Genomic DNA, 18,196 nt, shown 5'->3' with positions numbered 1-18,196 from the left:
CCGCTACACCACCAGCCGCCCCCCCGCGTCCAGCTGCACCAGTTCCCCGGTCAGCGCGGCCGGGCCATGCACCAGCCACCAGACGGCCTCGGCGATCTCGTCCGGGGTCTGCACCGACTTGAGCGGGTTCTTGGCGATCAGCGCCGCCCGCACGGCCTCGTAGCGCTCGCGCCCCATGCCGTTGATCAGCCAGTCGCCTTCGATGAACCCGGGCAGCAGCGCGTTGACGCGGACCTCGGGCGCCAGCACGCGGGCGAACGAGAACGTCATGGCGTTGAGCGCGCTCTTGGACGCGGCGTAGGCCATGCTGGACCCGGTGCCGCGCAATCCGCCCACCGACGAGATGTTCACCACCGAGGCATTGCCCGTACGCCGCAGCAGTGCGGCCATGGCCCGCGTGACGACGTAGACGCCCGATACGTTGACCGCGAACACCCGCTGGAAGTCCTCGAACGACAGGCCGTCCAGATTCTTGTGGTCGTTGAAGGTGGTCACGGCCGCGTTGTTGACCAGCGCGTCCAGTCGCCCCCAGCGCTGCTCGATGTCGCGCGCCATGGCGCGGCAGGCGTCGTCGCTGGTCACGTCGGCGCGGGCCACGAGCACGTCGGCCGCGCCCAGCGAGCGGCACTCGGCCGCCACCTCCTGCGCCGCCGCCTCGTCCCGCGAGTAGTTGACGACGACGCGCCAGCCCTGCTTGGCGAAGAATTTGATGGTGGCCGACCCCGCGCCGTTGCGGCCGGTCGCGCCGGTCACCAGGCAGACTTGTTCCATGCTTGCCCCTTTCATGTCCAGTAAGGCTGGCGCAGCTCACGCTTGAGCAGCTTGCCCAGCGCCGAACGCGGCAGTTCGCTTCGATATTCCACGGCGGCCAGCCGCTGGGTGCGCCCGACCTGGCCGTTCACCCACGACCGCAGCGCCTCCGGGTCCAGCGTGCTGCCCGGCTTGAGCACGACCAGCGCCAGCGGCGTCTCGCCCCATTGCTCGCTGGGAATGCCGATGACCGCCACGTCGGCCACCTCGGGATGGGCGGCGGCCACCGATTCCAGGTCGGTCGCGTAGATGTTGAACCCGCCGGAGATGATCAGGTCCTTCTTCCTATCGAGCAGGATCAGGAATCCCTCGTCGTCGAAGCGGCCGATGTCGCCGCTGCGGTGAAAGGCGATGCCCGAGTCGTCGCGCCAGTAGAAGGCCTCGGTGGCCTGCGGCTGCTTGTAGTAGCCGGCCATCATGTACGGCGACCAGCCGACGATCTCGCCGACCTCGCCCTGCGCGAGCACCCGGCCGTCGTCGTCGACGATGCGCATGTCGTGGTCCGGCGCCGGACGGCCGACCGTGCCGAGCTTGTCCGGAAACTCATGGGCGTCGAGCACGCAGCTGCATCCGCCCTCGGTCATGCCATAGATCTCGCGCAGCCCGCCCGGCCACCGGGCCAGGATCTGCGACTTGACCCTGGCGTCGAGCGGCGCGCCGGTACATTGCTTGAGCACGAAGGACGACAGGTCCGTGCGCGCGAAGTCCTCGTGCGCCAGCAGTCGCTGGTACTGCACGGGGACCAGCATGGTGTGGGTGACCCGGTGCGCGGCGCACAGCCGCAGGTACTCGGCGGCGTCGAACTTGCGCATCAGGACCGTCGACCCGCCATTGGCCACCGTGGCCAGCATGGGCTGCAACGTGGTGTTCGAATACAGCGGCGTCGACAGCAGCATGACGCTGTCCGGCCCCAGTCCGAAGCTGCGCCGGTTGGCCTGCCGCGACCGCATTCCATGGAGGTGCAGGATGCCCTTGGGCTTGCCGGTGGTGCCCGAACTGTAGATCAGGTTGAAGGCCTGGTCGGCCCGGTGGTCCACGGCGGGCGGCTGGCCGCCGCGCGCCAGCCAGTCGTCCCACCCCAGCCAGCCCGGCGCCTGGAAATCCAGCGCAACCAGGCGATGGGGCAAGGCCGCGGCCAATTCCGCCTCGACCGCCTTCAGGCTTTCACGCGCGTCGGCATCGGCCACCAGCACCGTGGCGTCCGAATCGCCCAGCATGCCCATCAGCGTCGCCGCCGTCGCCGACGTGGCCAGCGGCACCACGCAGCCGCCGGCCCGTACCACGCCAAAGAACGCCTGGATGGCGCGCAGCCCCGGCGAAGCCAGCAGGGCGACCTTGCCATCGGGTCCGACGCCCAGGGCCGCGCAGGCGGCCGCGACGCGTTCCGTCGCGCGGGCCAGTCCGGCCCAGTCGAGCGTGTCGCCGCCGCAGCGGAAGGCGGGCGCGCCGGGCCGCTCGCTCGCGTGGCGGGCGATCAGGGAAGGAAAGTCGACGAAAGGCTGCCGGGCCTGCCGCGCCATGATGTCGTGCACGTTCTGGGTCATGGCGGCGTCACTCGTCATAGACCAGCATCAGGAACTCGGCGACCAGCGCCGGGCGCTCCTTGCCTTCGATCTCGATGGTGCAGTCCGACACCACGCGCGTGGCGCCTTCCTGCCCGCCCCCCTCGCCGCGCTCGACCGCCTTGATGCGCTGGCGCAGGCGGATGCGGTCGCCGACCTGGACCGGGTTGACGAAGCGGATCCGGTTGGTGCCGTAGTTCAGGCCGCGGCCCCGGTGCGTGATCGCATAGACCGAGCGGACCAGATAAGGAATGAAGGACAAGGTCATGAAACCATGCGCGATGGTCTTGCCATCCGGCATCTCGCGCCGAGCGCGCTCGACGTCCACGTGCAGCCAATGATCGTCGCCCGAGATGCGGGCGAAATCGTCGATGCGCGACTGATCGATGGCCAGCCATTCGCTGACCCCTATTTCCTTGCCTATCCACGCCTTCAGATCGGCGGGACGGTCGAGAACCACCATGACGACTCCCTTGAAAAATGCCCTCACGCTTGCCGCTCCGCGGCGCTGCCCCCAAAGGGGCTTTTTCAAACTGTCAGGCCTGCGCGCGCGCCGGCACCCTGCCGAGCGACACCAGCGACATCACGGCATCGCCGTCCTGGTTGCGCACCGTGACGCGCGTGCGGATCATGCCCATGCCGGGGCGCGACTTCGACCGCACGGTCTCGATGACCTCGCGCTCGACCACCAGCGTGTCGCCGGCCTTCACGGGTTTCGTCCAGCGCAATTCGTCCAGGCCCATGCCCACCATGGGGGTCTTGCCATAGCCGCCCGCCTGCAGGAATACGCGCATCGACAGCGCGGCGATCTGCCAGCCGCTCGCGATCAGCGTGCCGAAAGGGCCTGCGCGCGCGGCTTCCGGGTCCATGTGCATGGGTTGGGGATCATTGGCGCGGGCGAAGGCGATGATCTCTTCCTCGGTGATCACCGTGGGCTCGCTAATCCAGCGCTCTCCCACCTGGAAATCCTCGAAACAGCGGGCCTCCCCGCCGTTCGCGGCGGACGGGGCGGAATGCATTGCAGCAGTCGTCATGAATCAGTTTCCGTAGCCGAGTATGGCCTTCACCTCGAGATATTCCTCGAATCCGAAGACCCCGAATTCGCGTCCGTTGCCGGACTGCTTGTAGCCGCCAAAGGGCAGGCTGCGATCGAATGGCGCGCCGTTCAGATAGACGCGGCCGGCACGGATCGCGTTGGCCACGCGCCGGGCCCGCTCCAGGTCCGGCGACTGCACGAACCCCGCCAGCCCGAACGGCGTATCGTTGGCGATGGCGATGGCCTGGTCCTCGTCGTCGTAGCTCATGATGGACAGCACGGGGCCGAAGATCTCCTCGCGCGCGATCCGCATGTCGGGCGTCACGTCGCCGAACACCGTGGGCCGCACGTAGTAGCCGCGCTCGAGGCCGGGCGGACGCCCGGCGCCCCCGGCCACCAGGGTGGCGCCCTCGTCCACGCCCGACTGGATCAATTGCTGGACCTTGTCGAACTGCGCCTGGCTGACCAGGGGTCCCATCGTGGAAGCCGGGTCCATCGGATCGCCCAGGCGTATCGCCGCCACCGCGTCGCGTGCCGCCGCGAACACCTCGTCGCGCCGATCGCGCGGGACCAGCATGCGGGTGGGCGACTGGCAGTTCTGGCCGGCGTTCGTGTTGCACGCATGCACGCCCGCGACCACCGCGGCACGGATGTCGGCGTCGGGCAGGATGATGTTGGCGGACTTGCCGCCCAGCTCCTGCGCCACGCGCTTGACGGTATCGGCCGCCAGCTTGGCGACTCTCACCCCCGCCCCCGTGGACCCGGTGAACGACACCATGTCGATCGCGGGATGGGCGGCGATCGCCTCGCCCACGGTCGGTCCGTCGCCGTTGACCAGGTTGAAGACACCCGGCGGCAGGCCCGCCTCGTGCACGATCTGGGCGAACAACAGCGAACTGAGCGGCGCGATCTCGCTGGGCTTGAGGACGACGGTGCATCCGGTGGCCAGCGCCGGCGCGACCTTGGAGGCTACCTGGTTGAGCGGCCAGTTCCACGGCGTGATCAGTCCGCAGACGCCGATGGGCTCGCGCCGGACGATGCCGCTGCCCATGCGCTCCTCGAACGGGTAGCCGGCCAGTACGCGCAGCGCCTCTTCGAAGTGGAACAGCGCAACGGTGGCCTGGCGTTCGGTGGAGAACGTGATGGGCGCCCCCATCTCCATCGTCATCGCCTGCGCCAGCTCCGGCAGCCGCGCGCGAAAGCCCGCGACGATCCGTTCCAGCCACCCCAGGCGCTCCTGCACGCTGGTCGCGGCATAGGCCGGAAACGCCCGCCGGGCAGCGCGCACGGCCCGCTCCACGTCTTCGGGCGACCCCAGGCTGATGCGCGCGAAGCTTTCCTCTGTCGCCGGGTTCACGACTTCCAGGTTTCTCGGCGCCACCGGATCCACCCAGGCGCCGTCGATATAGAACTGCAGCGTGTTCATGGTCATTCGATCGAGATCCGTGCCGACTTGACGACTTCCTGCCACTTCGTCGCCTCGTTCCTCATCAGCTCGCGCAATTGTTCGGGCGTGCCCGACAGCGGCACCATGCCCAGCGAGTTCAGCTTGGCCTTGCCTTCCGGCGACGCCGTGTACTTGTTGATCTCGGCGTTCAGCGACGAGACGATGGACTTGGGCAGGCCGGCGGGCCCGACCATGGCGCTCCATACCGTGGCTTCCAGCTTGACGCCCTGCTCGTTGGCCGTGGGCACGTCGGGCAGGCCCGGGAACCGCGTCTTGGACATCACCGCCAGCGCCCTGAGCTTGTTGGCCTGGATATTGGGAATCAGTGACGTGACCGGTGCCACGACCGCCGAGACCGAGCCGCTCATCGCATCCACCATGGCCGGCGAATCGCCCTTGTACGGCACCGGCTGGAGCTTCGCCCCGGTCTGGATGCTCAGGTACTCGGTGGCCAGGTGGCCGATGGTGCCGTTGCCCGGATTGGAAACCGTCACCGCATTGGCGGACGACTTGCTCAAGGCGACGAACTCGGCCAGGGTAGTGGCCTTCACCGCCGGGTTGACCGCGATCACGACGGGGATCTCGCCGACCAGCGCGATCGGCGTCAGGTCCTTCTCGGCGTCGAACGGCATGGGGTGGTACAGCGACTTGTTGTTGGCCAACGGACCGGACGTGCCGATGCCGAGGGTATAGCCGTCCGGCGCGGACTTGGCCACCGCATCGACGCCGATGTTGCCGCCGGCGCCCGCGCGGTTCTCGGCCACGAACTGCTGGCCGTAGTGCGCGCTCAGGCTTTGCGCCACCTGCCGTCCGACCAGGTCGGAACTGCCGCCGGCGGCGAAGGGCATGATCACGCGGACGGGCTTGCTGGGCCAGGATTCCTCCGCCTGCGCGGCGGCGCTCTGCAGGGCTAGTAGCAGCGCGGCCAGCGTGGCGCATGCGCGGGGGGATGCGTAAGGTTTCATCGTCGTCTCCGTGTGCTGTGTTCAGCGTATCGAGAAGCCCGCGGGAAGCGGGCTCCGCTTTTTTTTCGATGAATGCAGGCGAGGCGCGCCCGACACGTCGGAGGCACGTCGCTGGAGACGGGGAATACCCTGGCTGGTATCGCGGGGCGCGGCAGGCGTTCAGGCCGTCTCGCCAAAGAGGATGCACCCCGGCGTCCCGCGCCATCAAGGCGAGTTTTGAGAGTTTTCGGCCAGTGAAAAGTTTGAGCGGGCTCAGTTTTCCAGTGGCCCATGCAAGGCCGTGTACTCCGCGGTCGCTTCCTTGAAGGCGCGGGAAAACGAGAGCCCTTCCCGGACCAGACGGCCCGCGATCCGGTCACGGCCGGCGATCCAGTCCGCCATGGCCGCCACCTGAGCGAGCCGGCGCGCCGGCACGCAGGCGATCCCGCTTGCATCGCCGACCAGCACGTCCATGGGCTGGACGGAAACGCCATCGATGACGATGGGACCGTTGACCCGTTCGATGCGGACCCGGGTGCGGCCGGTGACGGCCACCCCATGGCGTACGTGGATGGGAATGCCGGCTTCCCCCAGCTCGTCCACGTCGCGCATGCCGCCGTCGACCACCCAGGCGGCGACGCCGCGCCGCGCGCTGGCCAGCGCCGCGATGCCCCCCGCCAGCGAGACGCGCGCGCCGCCCGCGTCGATCGCGATCACCTGCCCCGCGCCGGCCTGGTCCGCATACTGCGCGATGTCGAAATCGCCCGGGTCGTAAGTGCCGAGCGGCCCCGTCGAAGCCTGCACGGTGAAGGCCGGCCCCGCGAACGATCCGCCGGGGCGGATGGCCGGCAGCCCGGTGATGGTGCCGGTGGCGCCCAGCATGTCCAGTACCGCGCACACGGTGCTGGCGCCGGCGGACCGGAGCCGTTCGTGGATGTCGTGCATGATGGTTTGCTCCTCGGCCATGGCCGTTCAGCCCAGGGTTTCCAGCGACGCGCGCACCTTGGCGGACTGCGCGCGGGCGGCGCCCAGCAGGTAGCCGAGGTCGCTGCCGACCACGAAGAACCGGGCTCGCGCCTGGGTGACGTAGCGCCGGATGAACTCGGGGTCGTAGCACCCGCCCACGCCCAGCACCTTGCCATGGGCCGCGCAGGCGCGCGATACCCGCTCGATGGCCTGCGCGACGGCCGGCGCGCCCACCTCGCCCGGGATGCCCATCTCGGCCGACAGGTCCTGCGTGCCCACGTGAAGGATGTCTATGCCCGGCACGGCCGCGATCTCCTCGCAGCGCTCGATGGCCTCGGGCGTCTCCAGCATGACGGCGATCAGCGTTTCGCGGTTCACGAAGTCCATCAGCTCGCGAGGGTCGTGGCTGGCGAACTCGACGTGCGGCAGGCCATAGGCCATGGAGCGGTGGCCCGCCGGCGCATAGCGGCAGATGTCGACGATGTGCCGCGCCTCGTCGGCGTTCTCCACGTGGGGAAACACCAGGCCTTGCGCGCCGCTGTCCAGCGCATGGATGGCGTGGACGCGCTCGAGGTTGGGCGTGCGCACGATGGGCGCGATACCCGAACCCAGGGCGGCCTGGCAGATCTGGCTCACGACGTCGGCCGGCACGGGGGTGTGTTCCGTGTCGATGAACAGGAAATCGTAGCCCGCGGTCTTCATGATCCGCGCGATGTCCACGGTGCGGGCCTGGCGCACCGCGACGCCCAGGACGGTCTGCGAAGCGGCGAGTTTCTTGACGAGAGGATTGGGAATCATGCTGGCGTTCCTGGAACCTGGGGTTGGGAAGAATGCAGGCGCGCCGCGGCGAGCGCGCGATCGCGGACGGCGGACAGCCGGCTTTGGGCGCTGAGGTGTTCGATCTCGGTAGGCAGCTCGATCAGGCTCGGCACGCCCGCGTCCAGCGCCCGCCGAAGCGCCGGCGCGAAGTCCTCGTGGCGCGTGACCCGCTCGGCGGACAATCCGAAGGAGCGGGCCAGCGCCACGAAATCGGGGTTGCCGATGTCGGTCGCGTAGACCCGCCCGGGAAAGCGCCGCTCCTGGTGGGCGCGGATCGTGCCGTACGAACCGTTGGCCACGACCACGACGACGATGGCGGCGTTGTAGCGGACGGCCGTCTCCAGCTCCTGCACGTTCATCAGGAAGCAGCCGTCGCCCGCCAGGCACACGACCTGTCGCCGCGGCTCGTGGATCTTGGCCGCGATGGCCGCGGGCAGGCCGTAGCCCATGGCGCCGTTCAGCGGCGCGAGCTGGCCGCGGAAATGCTTGTAGCGGTAGTGCCGGTGCAGCCAGGTGGTGTAGTTGCCCGCGCCGTTGGTCACGATGGCATCGGGTGCGAGTTCCTGGTCCAGTGTGGCCACGACCTGGGCCATGTCGACGGTGCCACCTTCCCGCGTGGGCGCGAGGAAGCGCAGATAATCGGACCGGGCCGCGCGCGTCCAGTCCTGCCATGAAGGATCCGCCGCGAGCGACGGCTGGCGGGCCGCCAGCGCCGCACGCAGGAAAGCCTCCGGCGTCGCGGGCACGAGGACGTCGGCCTGGTAGACGCGGCCCAGCTCATCGACGTCGGCATGCACATGGATCATCCGCTGGCGCGGCCGAGGCACGTCGACCAGCCGATAGCCGCCGGTCAAGGCTTCCGACAACCGGCCGCCCAGCACCAGCAGCAGGTCGCTGTCGCGCACGCGGGCCGCCAGCGCCGGATTGGTCGACAGCCCCAGGTCGCCGGCATAGCTGTCGTGGCGATTGTCCAGGTAGTCCTGGCAGCGGAACTCGGCCACGACCGGCAGCCGCAGGGTTCGCGCGAAGTCGGCCAGGGCTTCGGACGCCTGCGCGCTCCACCCGCCGCCGCCCACGACCAGCAGTGGCTTGCGGGCGCGCGCCAGTTCGCCATGCACCTGGGCCAGCGCGGCCGCCGTCGGTTCGATGCCGAGCCGCGACCACGCGCGCGACGGCGCGACGGGAGCGGGGGTTCGCGCTTCCAGCACATCCTCCGGCAGCGCCAGCACGACCGGACCGGGCCGGCCGCCGGCCGCGACCTGGAAGGCGCGAGCGACGATCTCGGGCAGCCGGGCCGGATCATCCACCTCGGCCACCCATTTCGCCATGCCGCCGAACATGGCGCGGTAATCGACCTCCTGGAAGGCACCGCGGCCCATGTGCCCGCGCGCGACCTGCCCGACGAACAGCACCAGCGGCGTCTCGTCCTCGTGCGCGGTATGCACGGCGATGCTGGCATGCGTGGCGCCAGGCCCGCGCGTGACGAAGCACACGCCCGGCTTGCCGGTCAGCTTGCCGTAGGCCTCGGCCATGTTGGCGGCCGCCGCCTCGTGGCGGCACACGATCAGGCGCAGCCGCCCGCGCTGTTCGAACAAGGCATCCAGCGCATCCAGGTAGCTTTCGCCCGGCACGCAGAAGGCCAGGTCCACCCGCTGCTCGATCAGGCAACGCACCAGCAGCTCGCCGCCGCTCGGCGATGCCGCCGCGGAGTCGTTCATCGTTTCCATCTCCATCAGATATAGGTCCCACCGTCGATGACGTGCCTGCGCCCCGTCACATAGCCTGCCTGCGCGCCGCACAGGAATGCGCAATAGGCGCCGAGCTCCTGTGGCCGGCCCGCTCGCCGCACGGGAATCGAGGCCACGCGGCGTGCGCGCAGCTCGTCCGCGCCGATTCCCAGATTGGCGGCCTCGGCCGCCAGGTTGTCGCGCAGCCTTTGTGTCTCGATGCTGTGCGGCAGCAGATGGTTCACCGTCACGCCGTACGGCGCGACCTCGCGCGCCACCAGGTCGCAGAAGGCGATGAGCGCCGCGCGGGGCGACACCGACAGCGCGAATCCGGAGCGCGGACTCAGCACCGCGGCGGAAGAGATGTTGACGATGCGGCCGAAGCCCCGCGCACGCATCCCGTCCACACAAGCGCCGATCAATGCCCTGGGACCATGGAAGAGGCCGTTCATCGCCGATTCCCACAGCGCGCCGTCGATGCCGGTCGCGTCATGCCGTACCGGCGGCCCGCCGCCATTGGTGACGAGGATGTCCGGAACGCCGGTGCGGCTCGGCAGCTCGCCGCATACCCGTGGATCCGACAGATCGGCGACGACGGTCGTCACCGCCGCCCTGGCGCCGGTGCCGGCGATGTGCCGCGCCGCGGCGTCCAGCCGGGCCGGGTCCCTTCCGACGATGACCACCTCCACGCCCTCGCCGGCCAGCGCCTGCGCGCAGGCCAGCCCGAGGCCGCTGCTGGCCGCGCACACCAGGGCACGGCGTCCTTGCAGACCGAGATCCATGCCTATTCCACCTTCAGGTTGGCATCGCGGACGATCTGCAGGTACTTGGCCTGCTCCCGCTCCACGAACGCGCGGGTCTCGTCCGGCGACGCCGGAACGGGCACCGCGCCCACCTCCAGCAGCCGCTTGCGTACGGGCTCGGAAGCCAGGATACGGGCCGATTCCGCGGCCAGGCGCTTGACGATGGGGCGCGGCGTACCGTTGAGCACCGCGATGGTGTTCCACACGCCCACGTCATAGTCGGCATATCCGGACTCCGCGATGGTCGGCAGGTCCGGCAGCGCGGGCAGGCGCTGGGGCGTCGATACGGCCAGCGCCCGCAGTTTCCCGGAATGGATGTACGGCAGGGTCGTCGTCACGGGATCGATCATGAAATCGAGCTGCCCCGCGATCAGGTCCGTGATCGATTGCGAACTGCCCCGATAGGGCACGTGCACGGCCCGGAAACCGGCCCGCGAGGCGAAAATCTCGACCGCCAGGTGCGGCGCGGAACCGATGCCCGACGAACCGTAGGACAGCTTGCCCGGATGCTTTTTCGCATGGTCCACGAGTTCGGCCACCGTGCGTATCGGCGACTTCGCGTTCACCACCAGCAGTTGCGGCACGGTGGTCAGCATGGTCACGTAGTCCAGGTCGCCCGGCGCATAGCGCAGGTTCGGCAGCAGCGCGGGGTTGAGGGCCTGGGTGCCTATCGTCGCCAGCATCAGGGTGTAGCCGTCCGGCGCCGCCTGCTTGACCGCATCCATGGCGACCGCGCCGGCCGCGCCCGTCTTGTTCTCCACCACCACCGTCTGCCCCAGCCCCTTGCCCAGTTCGCCGGCGTAGATCCGCGCCACCAGATCGGTGACGCCGCCGGCCGAGAACGGGACGACCAGGCGCAAGGGCCTGTCCGGGTAGTCCTGGGCCTGTGCGGCATGGTTGAACACGGCCAATGCGCCAAGCATGACGAGTACCCGGATGAAGGCCATGGCATGTCTCCTGTGCTTTGTGTTGTGGCTCCCACTCTACTGGGCCGCGAGCCGCCATGGCATGCAAATTCGTATACTTGTTATTCACTATCGAATAAAGGCGCCGGCCATGAAATTCGGTGAACTCCAGAACGCCGACTTCACGTCGCTGCACTTCTTCGTGCTGGCCGCGCAGGCGGGATCGCTCTCGCGCGGCGCGCTCAGCGCCGGAGTCAGCCAGCCGACGTTCAGCCGCCACGTCCTGAAACTGGAACGGGAGATGCATGCCCGCCTGTTCGAGCGCGTGGGCCGGGGCGTGACGCTGACGGCGGCGGGGCGGCGCCTTTACGAAGCCGTGCTGCCGGGCTTCGAGCAGTTGCTGAACGGACGCCGGCTTGCCATGGCGGAAGTCGAGGATGCCGGCCTGCGCCAGGTCACCATGGGCCTGCCGCCATCCATCGCCAACATCCTGGGCCCACGGCTCCTGAGCACTGTAAGGACGACGCTGCCGACCCTGCGCATGCACGTCGTCGAAGGCTTCCATCGCGCCCTGGTCGACTCCCTGCACCGGGGACACCTGGACTTCGCGCTGCTCTATACGATGATCCCGATCGCGGGCCTGCATGCCGACCCGCTGATGGACGAAGAGCTATGCCTGGTCATGACGCCCGCTCGAGCCCGCAACAAGAAATCCGTCAGCTTCTCGCAGTTGGGGGATTTCCCCCTGTCCCTGCCCAGCCGCCCCCACGGCTTGCGCGAGCTGCTGGAAGACCAGGCGGCGGTGCACCGGGTGCGCCTGGACGTGCGCCACGAGTTCGACACTTCGCTCACGCTGACCAAGCAGATGCCGATGACGGATCTGGCCTGCACGGTGCTGCCCTTCTCCGGCGTGCACGACGAGGTCGAGACAGGCCGGCTCGCGGCGCTGCCCATCCGCAAGCCCGACCTGTCGCGCCGGCTCGTCATCGCCTATGCGAACAACCGCTCCATGACGACCGGACTGTGGCAATTCCTGCGGATGCTGCGGACGCAGTGCGAGGCGCTGGTGGCCGATGGCGTCTGGAAGGGAGCCCGCATCGTGACGCCGGGGGCGTGATGTCTCATCAGGGAATACCCTTACCCTCGCCGGAGGGAATGAAACCCCGCCCGGCGCGCTCTTGTACGACATGATCTCTTCCGCCGAGTCGCGCTACAACCAATGGGTGCGCGAACACTATCGTTTCCTGCTGCGCAGCGCCTGGGCCCTGACCGGCTCCCGGGCGATCGCCGAGGACGTGGTGCAGGACTGCTTCACCAGCGCCTGGCGCTTTCGCCACCAGTTGCGCGATCCGGCCATGGCGCGCGCCTGGCTGTTCCAGATCATGCGGCGCCATGCCTTCCGCAATCTCGATCCGGCCCAGACGAGCCTGCAAGGGGACGGCCGGGTCGAGGAAGAAGCCGACCCCCGCGCCCATGCGCTGGACGAGCAACTTGACGTGGTCAAGGCCCTGTCCCGCATCGCCCCCATCCACCGCGAAGTGCTGGTGCTGTACTACTTCGACGACATGCCCACGGCCCTGATGGCCGAGGCGCTGGACATCGCGCCCGGCACCGTGCTGTCGCGCCTGGCGCGCGCCCGCGATGCCTTGAAGGCCGCCCTGCAAGCTCCCCCGCGCCCTGCCGCGCCGGACACGGCGGCCAGTGTCATACCGCTGCGAAAACAAACCCCATGAATTGCGACGACAGCCTCCAAGACACGGAATTCGACCTGCGCGCCCGCGCCGAGCTGGCCCTGGCGTTCGAACCGGGCGATCCGCCCGCGCACCTCCTGCGCCACACGCCCTGGCACGCGCGGCGCGGCCTGCGCGGCATGCTGGCAGCCGTGCTGGTCGCCGGCTCGGCGGCCGGCGCCGTCTTCGCCATGCGCCCGCCCGAACTGGTGCGCTCGGCCATCGAGCACGAATACTACGAGCGCACGCTGCGCGGCAGCTTCCTGCCCGCCACGGAAATGGCGCGCCACCTGGACCTCCCGCCGCAGCAGGCGCTGCCCGGCTACATCCAGTTGATGCGCCCCTGCGACATCGGCCGGGAACGCGCCTACCACCTGACCACCTTCTTCGAGAAAGGCGGCATCGTCACCGTGCTGTCCTTCGAGCAGTTCCAGCAGATTCCCGACGGCGAGGGCTGGTGGGCCAACACCTACTGGAAAGTCGTGCGCTCGCACGAAGGCCGCCCGCTGATACTCATCGCCCAGAAGAAACAGGCCCTGTCCGTGGCCTCGCGCGCGCTGGGGCAACCCGAAACCGCCCCCGCGTCCTGATTTCCCGTTCTCATCCACAACAACAAGGAGAGACCATGCAAGACACCACCCCCACCTCCCTGCCCCGCCGCCGCCTGCTCGCGGGCGGCGCCACCGTGGCCGCGACCGCCGGACTGGCGGGCCTGCACGGCCAGGCCCTGGCCCAGGCCGCCGCCCCTGCGGCGGCCAAACCCCTGCCCGGCTACGCCGGCTGGAAGAACGCCGACGCGGTCGTCGTGCACAGCAGCACCACCATCGAAACCAAGCGCAGCGCCTTCGGCACCAGCGTGGTCACGCCCACCAACCAGCTGTACGTACGCAACAACCTGCCCACGCCCTCCGAATCCATCGTGGCCGACCGCGACGCCTGGCAACTGCAGGTCGCCGGCGTCAGGCAGCCCAGGACCCTGAGCCTGCGCGAGCTCAAGACCCTGGGGCTGGAAACCGTCACCATGGTGCTGCAATGCTCGGGCAACGGCCGCGGCTTCTTCCCCAGCAAGCCCAGCGGCACTCCTTGGACGGTCGGCGCCGCCGGCTGCGTGACCTGGAGCGGCGTGCCCGTGCGCGACGTCGTCCAGGCCCTGGGCGGCCTGATCGACGGCGTGCCCTACATGACCGGCACCGGCGGCGAAGTGCTGCCGGCCGGCATCGACCCCAAGACCGTCATCGTCGAACGCTCCGTTCCCGTCGCCGCCATGCAGGACGCCATCCTGGCCTGGGAACTGAACGGCGAGCCCATCCCCCTGGCCCACGGCGGCCCGTTGCGCCTGATCGTGCCCGGCTACACCGGCGTCAACAACATCAAGTACATCAAGCAGCTCGCCTTCACCCCCAAGGAAAGCGACGCCCGCATCATGTCGCACGGCTACCGCATCACGCCCCCGGGCGGCAAGGGCGACCCCAGCCAGCCCTCGGTGCAGGAGATGAGCGTCAAGTCCTGGATCAACAGCCCCGTTCCCGAGGACGGCACCCAGGCGGCCGGCACCGTGCAGATCCACGGCGTGGCCTTCGGCGGTCTGCATGGCATCAAGGGCGTGGAAGTCTCGCTGGACGGCGGCAAGACCTGGCGCGCCGCACGCCTGGTGGGCCCCGACATGGGCAAGTACGCCTGGCGCCAGTTCGTGCTGCAGGCCACCCTGCCCAAGGGCAAGCACGTGCTGGCCAGCCGCGCCACCGACGACCAGGGCAACGTCCAGCCCGAAACGCGCGGTGAAAACCAGAGCGGCTACAACAACACCAGTTGGGCCGATCACGCCGTCACCATCACCGTCGCCTAGGCGACGGTATGCCCCGGGGCACTCCCCGGGGCATGTCTCTCCTCAAGCCAACACTCTAGACATGAAGAACGTCCTTACCTTCTGTACGCTGGCCTTCTCGGCCCTGGCCGCCACCACGGCGCATGCCGCCGACGACGCCGCGCAAATGGCGCGCGGCAAGAAACTGTTCACCACCGCCACCCCGGCCTGCGCCGTGTGCCACACCCTCAAGGATGCCGGTGCCGAAGGCACCATCGGCCCCGTGCTGGACGAATTGCAACCCGACGCTCCCCGCGTTGCCCGCGCGCTGCGCGACGGCATCGGCAGCATGCCGTCGTTCAAGGCCGCCATGAGCGACGCGGATATCGAGGCGCTGGCGCTGTATGTGAGCAAGGCCAGCCGGGGCAAGTAATTCCCCCGCGGGGGTGAACTATTCGAGGATGGACAGAGCGGAGTCCGTCCCCTTGCGGCCGCAGTAGGCGCTGCAGTGGGCCAAGGCCTCGTGCAGCGCCGTATCGACGGTCCTGATGGAAACCCCCAGCCAATCCGCCACGTCGCGCCGGCTGCGCTGCTCGACGCGCACGGCGATCAGGACCGCGCGCTGGCGGCGCGAGAGTCCCTCCAGGGCGCGATCCAGCCGTGCAAGCTCGGAGCGGGCCTCGACGGCCGCCTGCGGTCCCCGGCCGGCATCGGCCAGTCCGAGGGCGTCGATGTCCGGATCGTCCAGGGACACCGACGGACGCTGCGATCGCAGGTGGTCGGTGGCCGTATGGCACAGCATCCGCCATACGTAGGCGTCGGCATTCGCCACGTCGGCTTCGACGGGCCGCGACAGCTTGAGCCACACGTCGTGCAGACAGTCGGCGGCCAGGTCCACGCATCCCAGGCGGCGGGCCAGGCGTTGGCGCAGCCTGGCGTAGTTTCCGACCAGGTGCGCGCGAGTGGATGCGGCGATGCTAATCGTATCCATGACGGACCAGTCTCCACGCTCAGCGGTTGCGCTCCAATTGCCGTCTTTCGCTTTCCGTCAGGCGGGCAGCCAGGCGCGGGTCGATGTTGTGCCCCAGCCCGACCAGCTGGATCAGATGCCCCGGATCGTACCGCCGGTCCCCGTCAGCCTGCGCCTGGGGCCCGGATCGCGCCTCGCGGCCTTCGCCGCGGCTCTCGCTGGCCGGCTCGCCGCCGAAGCCAAGTACCCGAACGGTAAAGACGGATGGCAGGCTTTGCCTGGCCGCGACGCGCTCGCGCTGCACCACGTCCTGCGCGGCGACGACGGCCTGCGATGCCGCCGCGCTGGCATTGGTCAGGGCGCCGACGTTGACGGCCGCCACCTGCGGCAGGCCCTTGCTCTGTCCCTTCACCTGGATGTTCTCGGCGTTGAGCACGTGCAGGGCCGCAATGTTCAGATTGCCGGCCACCCGCACGCCGGCATCGCCCGCGTTGACCGTCCCTTCCGGCGCGATCAGGTCCAGGTCGCCGTCGCCCACGGTACCGATGCCGCTGCCGCTCATGTCCGAGCGCTCGCGCATCGTCGTGAAGCCGTCGATGTCGGTCAGCACCTCCGGCGCCGATGGCACGCGCAGCGTCTTGGCGCCGCGCCCGGCATCGATATCGCCTTCGGTGGACCAGATGATCATGTCGCTGCCCTCGCGCCTGGCTTCGGGCACGAACGCCAGGATACGGGAGCGGTTCACCACGACGTCATTCCTGGCGAAGATGTCGATATGGCCGGAATCCAGCGTGACCAGGCCATAGCCTGGCGCGACCGTAGCGCCCAGCGCCGCCACCTGCAGCCCGCCCCCCGGCGTCAGCACGCTCACGTCGCCACCCGCCATGGTACGCAGCATCATGGTATTGGCCGCCACGCTGCCCCGCCAGCCGTCGCCGGGGAACAACGTCTCGATGGCCGCATGGCCGCGGTTGTAGCCGCCATTGCGCGGCAATCCGCCGATGCCGGGTTCGTTCTGGTCGCGCCCGGCCTCGCGCAGCTCGAGCAGGTACACCTGCCGCAGGAATTGTTCGCGAGCCAGTCGCGGCAGATCCTGGAAGCGCTTCCACGCGTCGAGCGGGGCCAGCGTCTGGCTGGTCATGTCCCGCATGTAGGAAACGAGGCCGCGCCGCACCACTTTCTCCTCCCCGCCGGGCCGGACCTCGATTCCGTCGGTCAGGTAGACCGGCAGCACGGCGCCCCCGTCGCCGGCGGCTTTCAGGTAATCGGGCATGGCCGCGACGTTCGCCGGGTCCAGATAGGCGGCCGCGAACGCGTCGTAGCCCGGTGCCTTGTCGAGCCCGGCCATCACGGTGATCGCCGCTCCGGTCGCCGGCAGGCCGTTGACGTCGGTACCGGGGATGGGCCGATTCGTGGCCGGATCGAACTGGCGATTGCCCACGGTCTCGACCGTCAGGTTGTCCGCATATACGTCGCGGCCCGCCGCCAGGACCAGCGCGCCCGGCCCCTGCACCACGATCCGGCCTGTCCCGTTGTTCAGCCCCCACCGGTCGCGCACCGGCCTCATCGCCAGGATATCGTTGCCGGCATCGATCAGCGTGATGTCGCTCGCCCGCACGTTGCGCGCATCGACCAGCAAACCCCTCACGTCCGTGCCGGCGCGTATCCTCATCTGCTCGCTGGCGGCCAGGTCGAGCCCGACGATCGACCCCCGCGCGGCATAGATGCGGCTGGGCTCATGATCGTCCGCCAGCGGCAATACGTCGGGGTTGGCGAGCCCCTTGTAGTAGGCATGCAAGCTGGAATACGGGCTGATGGCATTCTGCATCAACGCCATCAGATCGGCCTGGAACGGATTGCCGCCCCCGCCCGCGGGCATATCGGGCGAAGGCATCATCCCGGGAATCGCCCTGGCCATGACGATGCGCGCGTAGGGCGCCGAGCGCGTGGCATCGTCGATTACCTTGAAATTCTGGACATCGAAACGCACATCGCCGTCGGCGATCACGTTCAAGTCCATGCCCGCGCCGGGCATCACGAACATCGGTCCCTGGTTCTCCACATTGCCGTTGAGCGCGACGACGCGGGTCAGGGCGGGATAAAGATTGCCGCCCAGGCCGACGAGCCGGTCCTGGCCGGTGGTATTGCTGCGCAGGGACACGTCGCGGAACGCGAACTCGGCCTGGTTCACCAGCGTGACATTGCCGCCCGTGGAAACCAGGCTCAACGCGCTGCGTCCGGTATAGCCGCTCATGTAGGAACCGTGGTCGAGCCGCGGCAGGAAACCCGTGCCGTCATCGCCGTAGCGGATCAGCAGCGGGTCGATCACGGACTGCACGCGCAGGTCCCCGGCGGTGGCAAGGCGCAGCGTCGCATCGCCCAGCGCCAGCACGGGCGCGACGGGCAGCACCGTGATCCGCTCGTCGATTTCTCCCTGGTTGCGGGTAACGACCACATTGTGGCCGCTGGCGGTCTCGCCAGCGCGCAACTGGCCCGAGCCTCGCGCCACGTAGTACTGGCCGCCGCGGATCGCGCCGGCTGCTTCCACCTCCATCGATCCGCCGTTGCGGACTTCCATGGTGCGGGCCTCGTCGGCCGTCCGCCCGCCGCGCATGCGCATGGTCGTGGGCAGGACGACGACCAGGTTGTCCAGATCGCCGCCGGCGGAGACCT

Annotated in this window: 18 protein-coding genes; 5 read left to right on the top strand and 13 right to left on the bottom strand. The window is 69.1% G+C overall.

What is annotated here, in order from left to right; translation table 11 throughout:
• Nucleotides 1–3 precede the first annotated feature (3 nt).
• The 11 genes from ABD104_RS15990 to ABD104_RS15940 all read right to left on the bottom strand — a co-directional run bounded on the left by ABD104_RS15990 (nucleotide 4) and on the right by ABD104_RS15940 (nucleotide 11,061).
• Nucleotides 4–771: an SDR family NAD(P)-dependent oxidoreductase gene (locus tag ABD104_RS15990; protein WP_087836719.1), complete on the bottom strand. Its 768-nt coding sequence runs from the start codon at nucleotides 769–771 to the stop codon at nucleotides 4–6.
• A gap of 11 nt (nucleotides 772–782) precedes the next feature.
• Nucleotides 783–2,354 (bottom strand): class I adenylate-forming enzyme family protein, encoded by a 1,572-nt coding sequence (locus ABD104_RS15985; RefSeq protein WP_176400626.1) that lies wholly within the window; start codon nucleotides 2,352–2,354, stop codon nucleotides 783–785.
• Between the two features lie 7 nt (nucleotides 2,355–2,361).
• A complete protein-coding gene (locus ABD104_RS15980; protein ID WP_087836717.1) occupies nucleotides 2,362–2,835 on the bottom strand; it encodes a MaoC family dehydratase in 474 nt (157 codons plus the stop codon).
• 73 nt (nucleotides 2,836–2,908) lie between these two features.
• Entirely contained in the window at nucleotides 2,909–3,406 is a 498-nt protein-coding gene (locus tag ABD104_RS15975; protein ID WP_207958684.1) for a MaoC family dehydratase, read from the bottom strand.
• 3 nt (nucleotides 3,407–3,409) lie between these two features.
• Nucleotides 3,410–4,840, bottom strand: coding sequence for an aldehyde dehydrogenase family protein (locus ABD104_RS15970; protein WP_217896280.1), 1,431 nt, complete (start codon nucleotides 4,838–4,840; stop codon nucleotides 3,410–3,412).
• A complete protein-coding gene (locus ABD104_RS15965) occupies nucleotides 4,837–5,820 on the bottom strand; it encodes a Bug family tripartite tricarboxylate transporter substrate binding protein (protein WP_087836715.1) in 984 nt (327 codons plus the stop codon). Before ABD104_RS15965 ends, ABD104_RS15970 begins: the two co-directional genes overlap by 4 nt.
• Before the next feature lie 252 nt (nucleotides 5,821–6,072).
• Entirely contained in the window at nucleotides 6,073–6,765 is a 693-nt protein-coding gene (locus ABD104_RS15960; RefSeq protein ID WP_087836714.1) for an RraA family protein, read from the bottom strand.
• Between the two features lie 6 nt (nucleotides 6,766–6,771).
• Nucleotides 6,772–7,563: an HpcH/HpaI aldolase family protein gene (locus tag ABD104_RS15955; RefSeq protein WP_087836713.1), complete on the bottom strand. Its 792-nt coding sequence runs from the start codon at nucleotides 7,561–7,563 to the stop codon at nucleotides 6,772–6,774.
• On the bottom strand, nucleotides 7,560–9,311 hold the full coding sequence (locus ABD104_RS15950) for a thiamine pyrophosphate-dependent enzyme (protein WP_425543339.1): 1,752 nt from the start codon (nucleotides 9,309–9,311) through the stop codon (nucleotides 7,560–7,562). The genes ABD104_RS15955 and ABD104_RS15950 overlap by 4 nt, the downstream gene beginning before the upstream one ends.
• A 5-nt stretch (nucleotides 9,312–9,316) precedes the next feature.
• Nucleotides 9,317–10,093, bottom strand: coding sequence for an SDR family oxidoreductase (locus ABD104_RS15945; protein ID WP_343927814.1), 777 nt, complete (start codon nucleotides 10,091–10,093; stop codon nucleotides 9,317–9,319).
• A gap of 2 nt (nucleotides 10,094–10,095) precedes the next feature.
• Nucleotides 10,096–11,061, bottom strand: a complete 966-nt coding sequence (locus ABD104_RS15940; RefSeq protein ID WP_087836711.1) for a Bug family tripartite tricarboxylate transporter substrate binding protein — start codon at nucleotides 11,059–11,061, stop codon at nucleotides 10,096–10,098.
• 109 nt (nucleotides 11,062–11,170) lie between these two features.
• Between ABD104_RS15940 and ABD104_RS15935 the strand changes: the two genes are divergently transcribed.
• The 5 genes from ABD104_RS15935 to sorU all read left to right on the top strand — a co-directional run bounded on the left by ABD104_RS15935 (nucleotide 11,171) and on the right by sorU (nucleotide 14,986).
• On the top strand, nucleotides 11,171–12,136 hold the full coding sequence (locus tag ABD104_RS15935) for a LysR family transcriptional regulator (RefSeq protein ID WP_338616385.1): 966 nt from the start codon (nucleotides 11,171–11,173) through the stop codon (nucleotides 12,134–12,136).
• A gap of 70 nt (nucleotides 12,137–12,206) precedes the next feature.
• On the top strand, nucleotides 12,207–12,752 hold the full coding sequence (locus tag ABD104_RS15930) for an RNA polymerase sigma factor (RefSeq protein WP_087836735.1): 546 nt from the start codon (nucleotides 12,207–12,209) through the stop codon (nucleotides 12,750–12,752).
• Entirely contained in the window at nucleotides 12,749–13,339 is a 591-nt protein-coding gene (locus ABD104_RS15925; RefSeq protein WP_087836709.1) for a hypothetical protein, read from the top strand. The genes ABD104_RS15930 and ABD104_RS15925 overlap by 4 nt, the downstream gene beginning before the upstream one ends.
• Before the next feature lie 35 nt (nucleotides 13,340–13,374).
• A complete protein-coding gene (gene sorT / locus ABD104_RS15920; RefSeq protein ID WP_343927813.1) occupies nucleotides 13,375–14,595 on the top strand; it encodes a SorT family sulfite dehydrogenase catalytic subunit in 1,221 nt (406 codons plus the stop codon).
• 61 nt (nucleotides 14,596–14,656) lie between these two features.
• Nucleotides 14,657–14,986 (top strand): SorU family sulfite dehydrogenase c-type cytochrome subunit, encoded by a 330-nt coding sequence (sorU, locus tag ABD104_RS15915; protein ID WP_425543335.1) that lies wholly within the window; start codon nucleotides 14,657–14,659, stop codon nucleotides 14,984–14,986.
• An 18-nt stretch (nucleotides 14,987–15,004) separates the two neighbouring features.
• Here the strand turns inward: sorU and ABD104_RS15910 are convergent, their stop codons facing one another.
• Both ABD104_RS15910 and ABD104_RS15905 read right to left on the bottom strand, forming a co-directional pair.
• On the bottom strand, nucleotides 15,005–15,544 hold the full coding sequence (locus tag ABD104_RS15910; RefSeq protein WP_087836706.1) for an RNA polymerase sigma factor: 540 nt from the start codon (nucleotides 15,542–15,544) through the stop codon (nucleotides 15,005–15,007).
• Nucleotides 15,545–15,563: 19 nt separating this feature from the next.
• Entirely contained in the window at nucleotides 15,564–16,211 is a 648-nt protein-coding gene (locus ABD104_RS15905; protein ID WP_343927883.1) for a filamentous haemagglutinin family protein, read from the bottom strand.
• Between the last annotated feature and the right edge of the window lie 1,985 nt (nucleotides 16,212–18,196).

Source organism: Pigmentiphaga daeguensis (genome assembly GCF_039523035.1).
GTDB classification, from domain to species: domain Bacteria; phylum Pseudomonadota; class Gammaproteobacteria; order Burkholderiales; family Burkholderiaceae_B; genus Pigmentiphaga; species Pigmentiphaga daeguensis.
Note: the sequence above shows the minus strand (reverse complement) of the source record. Positions and strands in the feature narration are given on the sequence as shown.